The sequence below is a fragment of the Streptococcus vulneris genome, assembly GCF_019218685.1.
Taxonomy (GTDB): Bacteria; Bacillota; Bacilli; order Lactobacillales; family Streptococcaceae; genus Streptococcus; species Streptococcus vulneris.
Genome location: NZ_JAHUZC010000015.1, coordinates 19223 through 34235 on the forward strand (window position 1 = coordinate 19223; position 15013 = coordinate 34235).

At 44.1% G+C, this 15013-nt stretch carries 12 protein-coding genes; 11 read left to right on the forward strand and 1 reads right to left on the reverse strand.

What is annotated here, in order from left to right; genetic code table 11:
- Positions 1-44 precede the first annotated feature (44 nt).
- The 11 genes from KUA57_RS08935 (at position 45) to purB (ending at position 14488) form a co-directional block, all read left to right on the forward strand.
- Positions 45-3770, forward strand: coding sequence for a phosphoribosylformylglycinamidine synthase (locus KUA57_RS08935; RefSeq protein ID WP_218494108.1), 3726 nt, complete (start codon positions 45-47; stop codon positions 3768-3770).
- Positions 3771-3863: 93 nt separating this feature from the next.
- Positions 3864-5306: an amidophosphoribosyltransferase gene (gene purF, locus KUA57_RS08940; protein ID WP_061864854.1), complete on the forward strand. Its 1443-nt coding sequence runs from the start codon at positions 3864-3866 to the stop codon at positions 5304-5306.
- A gap of 212 nt (positions 5307-5518) precedes the next feature.
- A complete protein-coding gene (gene purM / locus KUA57_RS08945) occupies positions 5519-6538 on the forward strand; it encodes a phosphoribosylformylglycinamidine cyclo-ligase (RefSeq protein ID WP_153220675.1) in 1020 nt (339 codons plus the stop codon).
- A complete protein-coding gene (gene purN, locus KUA57_RS08950) occupies positions 6535-7080 on the forward strand; it encodes a phosphoribosylglycinamide formyltransferase (protein WP_218494109.1) in 546 nt (181 codons plus the stop codon). The genes purM and purN overlap by 4 nt, the downstream gene beginning before the upstream one ends.
- A complete protein-coding gene (locus tag KUA57_RS08955; RefSeq protein WP_218494110.1) occupies positions 7081-7254 on the forward strand; it encodes a hypothetical protein in 174 nt (57 codons plus the stop codon).
- A gap of 26 nt (positions 7255-7280) precedes the next feature.
- Positions 7281-8828, forward strand: coding sequence for a bifunctional phosphoribosylaminoimidazolecarboxamide formyltransferase/IMP cyclohydrolase (gene purH, locus KUA57_RS08960; protein WP_218494111.1), 1548 nt, complete (start codon positions 7281-7283; stop codon positions 8826-8828).
- 121 nt (positions 8829-8949) lie between these two features.
- Positions 8950-10215: a phosphoribosylamine--glycine ligase gene (purD, locus tag KUA57_RS08965; protein ID WP_218494112.1), complete on the forward strand. Its 1266-nt coding sequence runs from the start codon at positions 8950-8952 to the stop codon at positions 10213-10215.
- A 200-nt stretch (positions 10216-10415) separates the two neighbouring features.
- Positions 10416-10907: a 5-(carboxyamino)imidazole ribonucleotide mutase gene (purE, locus tag KUA57_RS08970; protein WP_218494113.1), complete on the forward strand. Its 492-nt coding sequence runs from the start codon at positions 10416-10418 to the stop codon at positions 10905-10907.
- Positions 10894-11967, forward strand: coding sequence for a 5-(carboxyamino)imidazole ribonucleotide synthase (gene purK, locus KUA57_RS08975; RefSeq protein ID WP_218494114.1), 1074 nt, complete (start codon positions 10894-10896; stop codon positions 11965-11967). The genes purE and purK overlap by 14 nt, the downstream gene beginning before the upstream one ends.
- 18 nt (positions 11968-11985) lie before the next feature.
- Positions 11986-13044 (forward strand): beta-carotene 15,15'-monooxygenase, encoded by a 1059-nt coding sequence (locus KUA57_RS08980; protein ID WP_070479632.1) that lies wholly within the window; start codon positions 11986-11988, stop codon positions 13042-13044.
- 145 nt (positions 13045-13189) lie between these two features.
- Positions 13190-14488 carry an adenylosuccinate lyase gene (purB, locus tag KUA57_RS08985; protein WP_218494115.1) on the forward strand — a complete coding sequence of 433 codons (1299 nt, stop codon included), beginning with the start codon at positions 13190-13192 and terminating at the stop codon, positions 14486-14488.
- A 54-nt stretch (positions 14489-14542) separates the two neighbouring features.
- Here purB and KUA57_RS08990 read toward each other — a convergent pair.
- Positions 14543-15013 (reverse strand): LPXTG cell wall anchor domain-containing protein (locus KUA57_RS08990; protein WP_218494116.1); only part of this gene is annotated, 471 nt, incomplete at its 5' end.

The window sequence follows — 15013 nt, forward strand, 5'->3', positions numbered from 1 at the left end:
TCGTTGGAAACATTGTAAGAGCTGAAATAAAGGAATAAGGATTGATGGATAAACGTATTTTTGTTGAAAAAAAGGCTGATTTTCAGGTCAAGTCAGAGAGTTTGGTTAGAGAACTCCAGCATAACTTGGGGCTTTCAACTTTGAAAAGTATTCGCATCGTGCAAGTGTATGATGTATTTGACTTGGCAGAGGACCTGTTTGCGCCTGCAGAGAAACACATTTTCTCTGAGCAGGTGACAGACCATGTCTTGGATGAAGCAGCTGTGCAGGCGGATTTTGCCAACTATGCTTTCTTTGCCATTGAAAGCCTACCAGGGCAGTTTGATCAGCGTGCAGCTTCTTCACAGGAAGCCTTGCTTTTACTAGGAAGTTCAAGTGATGTAAAGGTTAATACAGCCCAACTTTACTTGGTGAATAAAGATATTGATGCGACTGAGTTGGAAGCAGTCAAGAACTATCTGCTCAATCCAGTTGATTCTCGTTTCAAGGACATCATGACAGGGATTACCAAGCAAGAATTTTCAGAGTCAGACAAGACCATTCCTAAATTGACTTTCTTTGAAAACTATACAGCAGAAGACTTTGCTCGCTACAAGGCCGAGCAAGGGATGGCCATGGAAGTGGATGATTTGCTTTTTATCCAAGACTACTTCAAGTCAATCGGACGCGTGCCAACTGAGACAGAGCTCAAGGTTTTGGATACTTACTGGTCTGACCACTGCCGTCACACGACGTTTGAGACAGAGTTGAAACACATCGACTTTTCAGCTTCTAAATTCCAAAAACAATTACAGGCAACCTATGACAAATATATCACTATGCGCGATGAGTTGGGGCGTTCTGAAAAACCACAAACCTTGATGGATATGGCCACTATTTTCGGTCGTTATGAGCGTGCCAATGGACGTTTGGATGATATGGAAGTGTCAGACGAGATTAATGCTTGCTCAGTAGAAATCGAAGTGGATGTTGATGGTGTGAAAGAGCCATGGCTCCTAATGTTCAAGAATGAAACTCACAACCACCCAACGGAAATTGAGCCATTTGGTGGAGCGGCTACTTGTATCGGTGGTGCTATTCGCGACCCATTGTCAGGTCGCTCATATGTCTACCAAGCCATGCGAATCTCAGGTGCGGGTGACATTACAGCACCGATTTCTGAAACTCGCGCTGGGAAATTGCCACAACAAGTTATTTCTAAAACAGCGGCTCATGGTTATTCTTCATATGGTAACCAAATTGGGCTTGCGACGACCTATGTTCGTGAATACTTCCACCCAGGCTTTGTAGCTAAACGCATGGAGCTTGGTGCGGTTGTCGGAGCGGCTCCTAAGGGCAATGTTGTCCGTGAAAAACCGGAAGCGGGAGATGTGATTATTCTCCTTGGAGGTAAGACTGGACGTGATGGTGTCGGTGGTGCGACGGGCTCTTCTAAGGTTCAAACGGTTGAGTCTGTAGAAACTGCTGGAGCTGAAGTTCAAAAAGGGAATGCTATCGAAGAACGCAAGATTCAACGTCTGTTCCGTAATGGTGTTGTCACTCGTCTTATCAAGAAATCTAATGACTTTGGTGCTGGTGGTGTCTGTGTGGCTATCGGTGAATTGGCAGACGGTCTTGAAATCGACCTCAACAAGGTTCCTCTTAAATACCAAGGCTTGAATGGTACCGAAATTGCCATCTCTGAATCACAAGAACGGATGGCTGTGGTGGTTCGTCCTGAAGAGGTGGATGCCTTCGTTGCGGAATGTAACAAAGAGAATATTGATGCTGTTGTTGTTGCGACAGTAACTGAAAAACCAAATCTTGTCATGCACTGGAATGGTGAGACAATCGTGGACTTGGAGCGTCGTTTCCTTGATACAAACGGTGTGCGCGTGGTCGTCAATGCTAAGGTTGTGGACAAGGATGTCAAGCTCCCAGAAGAGCGCACAACAAACTCTGATACACTTGAAGCTGATACCCTTGCGGTTCTATCTGATTTGAATCATGCGAGTCAAAAAGGATTACAGACTATCTTTGACTGCTCTGTTGGACGTTCTACGATTAATCACCCACTTGGTGGTCGCTACCAACTTACACCAACCGAGGCTTCTGTGCAGAAATTACCAGTTCAACACGGTGTGACTCATACTGCGTCTGTTATGGCTCAAGGATTCAACCCATATGTAGCTGAATGGTCTCCATACCACGGTGCTGCCTATGCTGTGATCGAAGCAACTGCTCGTTTGGTTGCTGCTGGTGCCAACTGGTCTAAGGCTCGCTTCTCTTACCAAGAGTACTTCGAGCGGATGGACAAACAAGCTGAGCGTTTTGGTCAGCCAGTAGCAGCTCTTCTAGGCTCTATCGAAGCACAGATTCAGCTTGGTTTGCCATCTATCGGTGGTAAGGACTCTATGTCTGGTACTTTTGAAGAATTGACAGTGCCACCAACCTTGGTAGCCTTTGGGGTGACGACGGCAGATAGCCGTAAGGTCCTCTCTCCAGAGTTCAAAACTGCTGGTGAAAATATCTACTACATCCCAGGTCAAGCCCTCTCTGCAGAGATTGATTTTGACTTGATTAAGTCTAATTTTGCTCAGTTTGAAGACATCCAAGCTGGTCACAAAGTGACATCTGCATCAGCTGTCAAATACGGTGGTGTGCTTGAAAGTTTGGCCCTTGCTACCTTTGGAAATCATATTGGTGCAGAGGTGACCTTGCCTGAACTTGAAAGTTCTTTGACAGCACAATTGGGCGGATTTGTCTTCACATCGCCTGAAGAAATTGCTGGAGTAGAGAAAATCGGACAAACAAAAGCAGACTTTACACTAACTGTCAACGATGTGAAGCTAGATGGACACAAACTTGACAGTGCTTTCCAAGGCAAATTGGAAGAAGTTTACCCAACAGAATTTGCACAAGCCAAAGAACTAGCAGAAGTTCCAGCTGTCGCTACTAACACAGTCGTCCAAGCTAAAGAAAAAGTTGAAAAACCGGTAGTTTATATCCCAGTCTTCCCGGGCACCAACTCGGAATATGACTCGGCTAAGGCCTTCGAAAAAGAAGGTGCAGAGGTCAACTTGGTGCCATTTGTGACCTTGAATGAAGAGGCTATTGTCAAGTCAGTTGAAACTATGGTTGACAACATCGGCAAGGCTAATATCCTTTTCTTTGCAGGTGGGTTCTCAGCTGCGGACGAGCCAGATGGTTCAGCCAAGTTTATTGTCAATATTCTGCTTAATGAAAAAGTGCGTGCAGCTATTGATAGCTTTATCGCCTGTGGTGGCTTGATTATCGGTATCTGTAATGGATTCCAGGCCCTCGTCAAATCAGGCCTTCTTCCATACGGGAACTTTGAAGATGCCACTAGTACTAGCCCAACTCTCTTCTACAATGATGCCAACCAACACGTGGCCAAGATGGTAGAAACTCGCATTGCCAATACCAACTCACCATGGTTGACTGGTGTGCAAGTGGGTGATATCCACGCCATTCCTGTTTCGCATGGTGAAGGGAAATTTGTCGTGACGGCTGAAGAATTTGCAGAGCTCCGTGACAATGGACAAATTTTCAGCCAATACGTTGACTTTGACGGCAAAGCAAGTATGGACTCTAAGTACAATCCAAATGGTTCTGTCCATGCCATCGAAGGAATTACCAGTAAGAACGGCCAAATCATCGGTAAGATGGGCCACTCAGAACGTTATGAGGAAGGTCTTTTCCAAAACATCCCAGGAAATAAAGACCAGCACCTGTTCGCGTCAGCGGTTAAATATTTCACTGGAAAATAAGACTTGCAGATTTTCTAATAGATAGTATCAGTAATGTAAAAGTCATGTAGATTTAGCTCTTGGTGCTACACAAATAAAAATTAGGTATATAAAATGACATACGAAGTAAAATCTCTTAATGAAGAATGTGGTGTTTTCGGTATCTGGGGACATCCAGATGCTGCTAAGTTGACCTATTTTGGTCTCCACAGTCTTCAACACCGTGGTCAGGAGGGGGCAGGAATCCTCTCCAATGATCAGGGGCAATTGAAGCGCCATCGTGATATGGGTCTTCTATCAGAAGTCTTCAGAAATCCTGCTAACTTAGATAAATTGACAGGAACTGGTGCGATTGGGCATGTTCGTTATGCGACTGCTGGCGAAGCTTCTGTAGATAACATCCAGCCCTTCCTCTTCCGTTTTCACGATATGCAGTTTGGCTTGGCTCATAATGGAAATCTGACCAATGCAGCCTCTCTCAAGAAAGAACTGGAACAAAGAGGAGCGATTTTCAGCGCGACTTCGGACTCGGAAATCTTGGCTCACCTCATTCGTCGGAGTCACAATCCGAACTTGATGGGCAAAATCAAAGAAGCGCTCAGCCTTGTCAAAGGTGGCTTTGCCTATATCTTGCTGTTTGAGGACAAGTTGATTGCGGCTCTTGACCCCAATGGTTTCCGTCCGCTTTCTATCGGGAAAATGGCCAACGGAGCGGTGGTTGTTTCATCTGAAACCTGTGCTTTTGAGGTTATTGGTGCTGAATGGATTCGTGATTTGAAGCCAGGTGAGATTGTGATTATTGATGACAAGGGAATCCAGTATGATAGCTATACGGATGATACTCAGCTCGCGATTTGCTCTATGGAGTATATCTATTTTGCCCGCCCTGATTCTAATATCCACGGTGTCAATGTCCATACGGCTCGCAAACGTATGGGTGCCCAATTGGCGCGTGAATTCAAGCATGAGGTGGATATCGTGGTCGGTGTGCCCAATTCTTCCCTCAGCGCAGCTATGGGATTTGCGGAAGAATCTGGTCTGCCAAATGAAATGGGACTTATCAAGAACCAATACACCCAACGCACCTTTATTCAACCGACTCAAGAATTGCGGGAGCAAGGGGTGCGGATGAAACTCTCTGCAGTTTCAGGTGTTGTCAAAGGCAAGCGTGTTGTTATGATTGATGACTCTATTGTACGTGGAACAACTTCTCGTCGTATCGTTCAGCTTTTGAAAGAAGCGGGTGCGACTGAAGTTCACGTTGCCATTGGTAGTCCAGCGCTAGCTTATCCATGTTTCTACGGGATTGATATCCAGACCCGTCAGGAGCTGATTGCAGCTAATCATACGGTCGAAGAAACTCGCCAAATCATTGGTGCGGACAGTCTGACTTACCTCTCTGTTGAAGGTTTGATTGATTCGATTGGGATTGAAACAGATGCACCAAATGGCGGTCTCTGTGTCGCTTACTTTGACGGTGACTACCCAACACCTCTCTATGACTACGAAGAAGACTATCGTAGAAGTTTGGAAGAAAAGACCAGTTTTTACAAATAGACAATAAATCCTCCATTAAAGAAAAGGAATATAAAAATGGCAAATAAAAATGCTTATGCTTCACGTCTCACTACTGACTAAAAGCTAAAGCATTTGTCAGTAGACGCTTTGTCCTATAGGATCAAAGCTAGAGCCCTGACTAGTATTTTTAGATAAAATAATTGTTTATCTAAAAATACGTCGCAATCTTCTCAAAGAAAAGGAATAAATAAATGACAAAAAATGCTTATGCCCAGTCGGGTGTAGATGTTGAAGCGGGTTATGAAGTTGTTGAACGGATTAAAAAGCACGTGGCTCGTACGGAGCGTGCAGGTGTCATGGGAGCTCTGGGTGGCTTTGGTGGTATGTTTGACCTTTCAAAGACTGGGGTTAAAGAACCCGTTTTGATTTCAGGGACTGATGGTGTCGGAACCAAGCTCATGCTGGCTATCAAGTACGATAAGCACGATACCATCGGTCAGGACTGTGTGGCCATGTGTGTCAACGATATCATCGCTGCAGGTGCGGAGCCCCTCTATTTTCTTGACTATGTGGCGACAGGGAAGAATGAACCAGCTAAACTAGAGCAAGTCGTCGCTGGTGTAGCAGAAGGTTGTGTACAGGCAGGCGCTGCCCTCATTGGTGGGGAAACGGCTGAAATGCCTGGCATGTACGGCGAAGATGACTATGACTTGGCTGGTTTTGCGGTCGGTGTGGCTGAAAAATCTCAAATCATTGACGGTTCAAAGGTAGCAGAAGGAGATGTTCTTCTCGGACTTGCTTCAAGTGGGATTCATTCCAATGGTTACTCTCTCGTCCGTCGTGTCTTTGCGGATTACACAGGTGAGGAAGTCCTGCCAGAATTGGAAGGCAAGAAACTCAAGGAAGTTCTTCTTGAGCCGACTCGTATCTATGTCAAGGCTGTCTTACCACTCATTAAGGAAGGGTTGGTCAACGGCATTGCCCACATCACAGGCGGTGGCTTTATTGAGAATGTCCCTCGCATGTTTGCAGCTGACTTGGCAGCTGAGATTGAAGAAGACAAGGTTCCAGTGCTTCCAATTTTCAAAGCCCTTGAAAAATACGGTCAGATCAAACATGAAGAAATGTTTGAAATCTTCAATATGGGTGTGGGACTTATGTTTGCAGTTAGCCCTGAAAATGTAAGTCGTGTCAAGGAATTGTTGGATGAACCAGTCTATGAAATTGGTCGTATCGTCAAGAAAGAAAACGAAAGTGTCATCATCAAATGAAAAAAATAGCGGTTTTTGCCTCTGGTAATGGCTCAAATTTTCAGGTGATAGCGGAACAATTTCCAGTAGAGTTTGTCTTTTCAGACCATCGTGACGCCTATGTGCTCGAGCGGTCAGACAAGCTTGGCGTTCTGTCCTATGCTTTTGAACTCAAGGAGTTTGAGAGCAAGGCAGACTACGAAGCAGCCCTTGTTGAGCTCTTGGAAGAACATCAGATTGACTTGGTTTGTTTGGCGGGTTATATGAAAATCGTCGGCCCCACCTTATTGGCGGCTTATGAAGGTCGAATCATCAATATCCATCCAGCTTACTTGCCAGAATTTCCAGGAGCTCATGGGATTGAGGATGCTTGGAATGCTGGTGTCTCTGAGAGTGGTGTGACCATTCACTGGGTGGACTCTGGAGTGGATACAGGAAAGGTCATCAAACAAGTCCGTGTACCACGGCTAGCTGATGATACCATTGACAGTTTTGAAGCTCGGATTCATGATGCAGAGTACAAGTTGTATCCGGAAGTTATTAGAGAATTGTTGGACAAGTAAATGAAAAAATGGTTGGAAACACTTGCCTTGATTACCTTGGCAATCATTCTACGTTTACTGGTAAATTTTTTCTTCCCAGAGATTCCCTATTGGGGGAGATTTTTACCGACAGTAATTTTGGGAGTCTTGGTAATCGTCTCCCTGCACTTTATGAATCGAAAAATTCGTAGGTAGAGAGTTTGAAAATGAAAGGAAAAAACATGACTAAACGCGCCTTAATCAGCGTCTCAGACAAAGCGGGCATTGTTGAATTTGCCCAAGAACTTAAAAAACTGGGTTGGGATATTATCTCGACAGGTGGGACAAAGGTTGCCCTTGATAATGCTGGGGTAGATACCATTGCGATTGATGATGTGACCGGTTTTCCAGAAATGATGGACGGTCGTGTCAAGACCCTTCATCCAAATATCCACGGTGGACTCCTCGCTCGTCGTGACTTGGATAGTCACCTGGAAGCGGCCAAAGACAATCAAATCGAGCTCATTGACCTTGTAGTGGTCAATCTCTATCCCTTTAAAGAAACGATTCTCAAACCAGACGTGACGTACGCTGATGCGGTTGAGAACATCGATATCGGCGGGCCATCTATGCTTCGCTCGGCAGCGAAGAATCATGCCAGCGTGACGGTTGTGGTAGACCCTGCAGACTATACAGTGGTTTTGGACGAATTGGCAGCCAATGGTGAAACGACTTACGAAACCCGTCAACGTTTGGCAGCCAAGGTTTTCCGTCACACAGCGGCTTATGACGCCTTGATTGCAGAGTATTTCACAGCTCAAGTGGGTGAAAGCAAGCCTGAAAAGTTGACCTTGACTTATGACCTCAAGCAAGCCATGCGTTACGGTGAGAACCCTCAACAAGACGCGGATTTCTACCAAAAAGCTTTGCCGACTGACTACTCGATTGCATCCGCTAAACAGCTTAACGGGAAAGAATTGTCATTCAACAATATTCGTGATGCAGATGCTGCTATTCGTATTATCCGTGATTTTAAAGACCGTCCAACCGTTGTGGCTCTCAAACACATGAACCCATGTGGGATTGGTCAAGCTGATGACATCGAGACTGCTTGGGACTATGCTTATGAGTCTGACCCAGTCTCAATTTTCGGTGGTATTGTCGTTCTCAACCGTGAGGTGGATGCTGCGACTGCTGAGAAGATGCACGGCGTTTTCCTCGAGATCATCATCGCACCGAGCTATACGGATGAAGCGCTAGCCATTTTGACCAACAAAAAGAAAAACTTGCGTATCCTTGCCTTGCCATTTGATGCTCAAGAGGCCAGTGAAGTGGAAGCAGAATACACAGGTGTAGTTGGTGGACTTCTGGTGCAAAACCAAGACGTGGTCAAGGAAAGCCCAGCTGACTGGCAAGTGGTGACCAAACGCCAGCCAACTGAGACAGAAGCGACAGCTCTTGAGTTTGCTTGGAAAGCTATTAAATACGTCAAATCAAACGGAATTATCGTGACCAATGACCACATGACACTTGGCGTTGGCCCAGGTCAAACTAACCGTGTGGCTTCAGTCCGTATTGCCATTGACCAAGCTAAAGACCGTCTTGACGGCGCTGTGCTTGCTTCTGATGCCTTCTTCCCATTTGCGGATAATGTGGAAGAAATCGCCAAAGCAGGTATCAAGGCTATCATCCAGCCAGGAGGTTCAGTCCGTGACCAAGAATCTATCGAAGCGGCAGACAAGTATGGCTTGACTATGGTCTTCACAGGGGTGAGACATTTTAGACATTAAGAACGTTAAAGGAAAGAAAACAGTTTCTTTCCTTTTTTGCGTAAAAATACGGAATGAAACAAGATTAAAACGAACGATTATGGTATAATATTAGTAAATAATTCGCAAAAGAGGTTGAAGAATGAAACTGCTTGTTGTCGGTTCGGGTGGTCGTGAACATGCAATTGCTAAGAAGTTGCTTGAGTCAAAAGAGGTAGAAAAGGTTTTTGTTGCTCCTGGGAATGACGGAATGACTCTGGATGGTCTGGAATTGGTAAATATCTCTATTTCCGAACATTATAAATTGATTGAGTTTGCAAAAGACAACGATATTGCTTGGACCTTTATCGGGCCAGATGATGCCCTTGCTGCTGGAATTGTAGATGATTTTAATCAGGCAGGGCTTAAGGTTTTTGGTCCGACAAGATTGGCGGCAGAGCTGGAGTGGTCCAAGGATTTTGCTAAGGAAATCATGGTCAAATACGGCGTTCCGACAGCAGCCTATGGCACATTTTCAGCTTTCGAGGAAGCCAAGGCATATATCGAAAAGCAGGGGGCGCCTATCGTGGTCAAGGCGGATGGCTTGGCGCTTGGGAAAGGTGTCGTTGTTGCTGAGACAGTCGAGCAAGCGATCGAAGCAGCTCACGAGATGCTATTGGACAATAAATTTGGTAACTCAGGTACGCGTGTGGTTATTGAGGAATTCCTTGAAGGAGAGGAATTTTCACTCTTTGCCTTTGTCAATGGTGATAAGTTCTACATCATGCCAACAGCTCAGGACCACAAACGTGCCTATGATGGCGACAAAGGGCCTAACACGGGTGGTATGGGTGCCTATGCGCCAGTTCCACACTTACCACATAGTGTAGTTGATACAGCGGTTGAGACTATTGTCAAGCCAGTCCTAGAGGGCATGATCCAAGAAGGGCGTCCATATCTGGGAGTTCTTTATTCGGGGCTTATCTTGACAGCTGATGGACCTAAGGTCATCGAGTTTAATGCTCGCTTTGGAGATCCTGAAACCCAGATTATCCTGCCTCGTCTTACCTCTGACTTTGCACAAAATATTACGGATATTCTGGATAGCAAGGAGCCAAATATCACTTGGACAGATAAGGGTGTGACTCTGGGTGTGGTTGTCGCATCCAACGGTTATCCGCTAGACTATGAAAAAGGTGTCAAGTTGTCAGCCAAGACAGAAGGCGACATCATCACCTACTATGCAGGGGCTAAGTTTGCGGAAAATAGCAGAGCGCTGCTATCAAACGGCGGACGTGTCTATATGCTCGTCACCACAGCAGCCACCGTCAAAGAAGCCCAAGACACCATCTACCAAGAACTCGCCCAACAACAAACAGAAGGTCTCTTTTACCGAACTGATATCGGAAGCAAGGCTATAAAAGATTAACAGTTACTAAATTTGTCATGGCGAGCGAAAGCGAGCCAAAGTAAGATAATGGTCGCCGTGGTGAAAAGACCAGAACAGTATCTGTTCTGGTCGGGGAAACTTTGAGACCTTAGGCTCAAAGTTTAGGAATGAAACCGAAGGTTTGCTTCCGTCCCCACCACCTAAGACCATTATCAAAAAAGAAGAAAAAAGGAAAAATTATGACTAAACCGATTATTTCCATCATCATGGGCTCAAAATCCGACTGGGCAACCATGCAAAAAACCGCCGAAGTCTTAGACCATTTCGGAGTAGCCTACGAAAAGAAGGTTGTATCTGCCCACCGCACACCTGACCTCATGTTCAAACATGCCGAGGAGGCCCGTAGCCGTGGTATCAAGGTCATTATTGCAGGTGCTGGTGGTGCAGCCCATTTGCCAGGTATGGTAGCTGCTAAAACAACCCTTCCTGTCATTGGTGTACCAGTCAAATCACGTGCCCTTAGTGGGGTGGACTCGCTTTACTCGATTGTACAGATGCCGGGCGGTGTGCCTGTTGCGACAATGGCTATCGGTGAAGCAGGTGCGACAAATGCGGCTCTATTTGCCATCCGTCTCTTGTCAGTAGAGGATCAGGCTATCACGACAGCTTTGGCAGATTTCACAGAAGAACAAGGAAAAATCGCAGAGGAGTCTACAAATGAGCTCATCTAAAACAATCGGAATTATCGGTGGCGGCCAGCTGGGTCAAATGATGGCCATTTCTGCTATCTACATGGGCCACAAGGTTATCGCGCTGGACCCAGCAGCTGATTGCCCAGCCTCTCGTGTGGCGGAAATCATCGTGGCTCCTTATAATGATGTGGACGCCCTTCGTCAGTTGGCGGACCGTTGCGATGTTCTCACTTATGAATTTGAAAATGTTGATGCAGATGGCCTTGACGCTGTTATCAAAGAAGGACAGCTTCCACAAGGGACTGACCTGCTACGCATTTCTCAAAACCGTATCTTTGAAAAGGACTTTCTTTCAAATAAGGCTCAAGTCACTGTGGCACCCTACAAGGTAGTGACTTCAAGCCAAGACTTAGCAGATATCGACCTCTCTAAAAACTATGTCCTCAAGACTGCAACTGGTGGCTACGATGGCCATGGTCAGAAGGTTATTCGCTCAGAAGAAGATTTGGAGGAAGCCTATACGCTAGCTGATTCAGCAGACTGTGTCTTAGAAGGATTTGTCAACTTTGACCTTGAAATTTCCGTCATCGTGTCAGGAAATGGCAAGGATGTGACAGTCTTCCCAGTTCAGGAAAATATCCACCGAAACAATATCCTATCTAAGACCATTGTGCCTGCTCGCATTTCAGAAAGTCTAGCTGAAAAGGCCAAATCTATGGCAGTGCGAATTGCTGAACAACTTAATTTGTTTGGAACACTTTGCGTGGAAATGTTTGCGACAGCTGATGATATTATTGTCAACGAAATTGCTCCGCGCCCTCACAACTCAGGTCACTATTCAATCGAAGCCTGCGACTTCTCCCAATTTGATACCCATATCTTGGGCGTTCTGGGAGCACCATTACCGACTATCAAACTACATGTACCAGCCGTTATGCTCAATGTTCTCGGCCAGCACGTCGAGGCCGCTGAAAAATATGTGACAGAAAATCCAAGCGCCCACCTCCACTTATATGGTAAAATAGAAGCGAAACACAACCGCAAAATGGGACATGTGACTTTGTTTAGTGATGTGCCGGATGAGGTGGTTGAATTTTAAAGTAAGGAGAAAAAGGGTTTGGCACTTGTAGAAAAAGTAATAAAATCTTTCAAAATATTATTAGATAGAATTAATAATTTTTTTAAAAGTAGAACTATAGACTCTGAGCATATAATAGGAATAATATACGCGTTATTATATTTATTACCTTTTTTGGTAAATAGTTTGATTTACGCAATCATTACCTTAATTTTTAGTTATTTACCACTTACGACTTTAATTGTGTCGTTATTGATGTGTATAATAAATTGTGCCTTACTCATTTACTTTGTACAAACATTTATTAAGTTTATTAGAGAAAAACGTTTTTTACTGGGGACAATCTTATTATATTTAATTTTAGCATTTTTGCTTGGAACAATTTTTTGGTTTGGCATGATATTTTTGAGCTTAACGCTTACAATGACAATGTTTCTTCCAGATAGTATCCAACCAAATGAATTTTTAGCTATGATTTATAAGTATAGTAACAATTATCAGAGGATGAGTGCTCTCTTTGAAAGTAGTTCAAAATTAGGGGCACCTATAATTCAAATATTAGCAATATCAAATCTGCTAAATTCATTTATTCCTGAGAAATACAAAACTATAGATTTAAAATTTTTTGATAAAATCATTCGTATTTTATTTAAAATCATTTTTATAATAATACCACTGTTAGCATTTTTTATTTTTTATCATATTGATAAAACTTCATTTACTATTATTGGTTTAATTACAGTAATCATTACATGGATAATTGATCCTAAAAATATTGCCATTTTGATCAATTTAAAAGTGAAGGTCTCTGATGAGGATATAAAGCCAGAAATTCTTAATAAATTTAAATTATTTCAATTATTTATAAGTTTTATTGTTGTTTCTTGGGCTATTAGTGTGTACTTTTTTCAAGAACAAAGTATAGAAATCAGATTGTATATTTCTTTAGGCTCTTTGTTATGTTTTATGTTCGTATTACTAATTTGTCAAAGAATTTTAAAAAGGAATGGAGAAAGTTGGCTAAATAACAACTTTAAGGATGAAATTGCGAAGAAATTTATTGAAGATAATTTCAATTCTGATGACGATGATAATTAGATCGTTTTTTGAGGTTGCGATAGGAAGTTTATGATTAAATGTTTTACTTCATGAATTAACGCTAAAAAGAATTGGAGAATTTGAATAAAGTGATTGCTGGTTGCTAACTGATGTGAAACATCAAAAGAAAGGAAAAATTAACAACATGATTAACCGTTACTCTCGCCCTGAGATGGCGAACATTTGGAGTGAAGAAAATAAATACCGTGCTTGGCTTGAGGTGGAAATCTTGGCTGACGAGGCATGGGCTGAGTTGGGGGAAATCCCTAAGGAAGATGTGGCTTTGATTCGCGAGAAAGCGGACTTTGACATCGACCGTATTTTGGAGATTGAGCAAGAGACTCGCCACGATGTGGTAGCCTTCACACGTGCGGTTTCTGAGACTCTTGGTGAAGAGCGCAAGTGGGTCCACTATGGTTTGACCTCTACCGACGTGGTAGATACGGCCTACGGTTACCTATACAAGCAGGCCAACGACATCATCCGTCGTGACCTTGAGAACTTCACCAACATCATCGCTGATAAGGCTAAGGAGCACAAGTTCACCATCATGATGGGTCGTACCCACGGTGTGCACGCTGAACCTACAACCTTTGGTCTTAAATTGGCGACTTGGTACAGCGAAATGAAGCGCAACATCGAGCGTTTCGAGCATGCGGCTGCTGGTGTAGAAGCTGGTAAGATTTCTGGTGCGGTTGGTAACTTTGCCAATATCCCACCATTTGTAGAGGAATATGTCTGCGACAAACTGGGTATTCGTGCTCAAGAAATCTCTACACAGGTCCTTCCTCGTGACCTTCACGCTGAGTACTTTGCGGTTCTTGCCAGCATCGCGACTTCAATCGAACGTATGGCGACTGAGATTCGTGGCTTGCAAAAATCTGAACAACGTGAAGTAGAAGAGTTCTTTGCCAAAGGGCAAAAAGGTTCATCTGCTATGCCTCACAAACGCAACCCTATCGGTTCTGAGAACATGACAGGTCTTGCGCGTGTTATCCGTGGTCACATGATTACGGCTTATGAGAACGTGGCTCTCTGGCACGAACGTGACATCTCTCACTCATCAGCTGAGCGCATCATCACACCAGATACGACCATTTTGATTGACTACATGCTCAACCGTTTTGGAAATATTGTCAAGAACTTGACGGTCTTCCCAGAAAACATGATCCGCAACATGAACTCGACTTTTGGTCTTATCTTTAGCCAACGTGCAATGTTGACCTTGATTGAGAAAGGTATGACCCGTGAGCAAGCTTATGACTTGGTACAACCAAAAACAGCTTACTCTTGGGATAACCAAGTAGACTTCAAGCCGCTTCTCGAAGCAGACCCAGAAGTAACATCACGCCTCTCTCAAGAAGAAATCGACGAAATCTTTAATCCTCTTTACTACACTAAACGAGTGGATGATATCTTTGACCGTCTTGGACTGGGTGATTAATTAAAAAATAAACAGCGAGCTTTGATCTCGCTGTTTATTTTTTATCGAAAAGACTTAGTCTTCTTTTCTTTTAGTGAGTCCATAAGCTGCTAGTGAGGCCATGAGTCCTGCGACTACTAGTCCTGCAGAATCGTGACTTCCTGTTTCAGGAAGTTTTTTCTCTGTTGCCACAGGAGCTGGACCTTTAGGAAGAGCTTTGTTTTCCTCAGCAGGAGCAGTTGATGGAGCTGGTTGGCTTGGGATTTCTAGTTTTGGTTTTTCTTCAGCAATAGCGGCTTGTCCGTTTTCATCGCCTACATGTGTTACCATAGTTCCGACTTCGACTATTTGAGTAACAGCTTCCTGTGCTACGACACTATTTACAAGTGTTTTCACTTCCTTGCCATCAACAGTGCTCACAGAGTAGAAGTTTGTACGGTGCCCGTTGACACCTTTAGTAATGACTTGTGTTTTTCCTTTGAGCAAGAGTGGATTTTCACGAGTCACTGTGGTAAATGGAATTTCTTCTTCTTGGATATCCAGTCT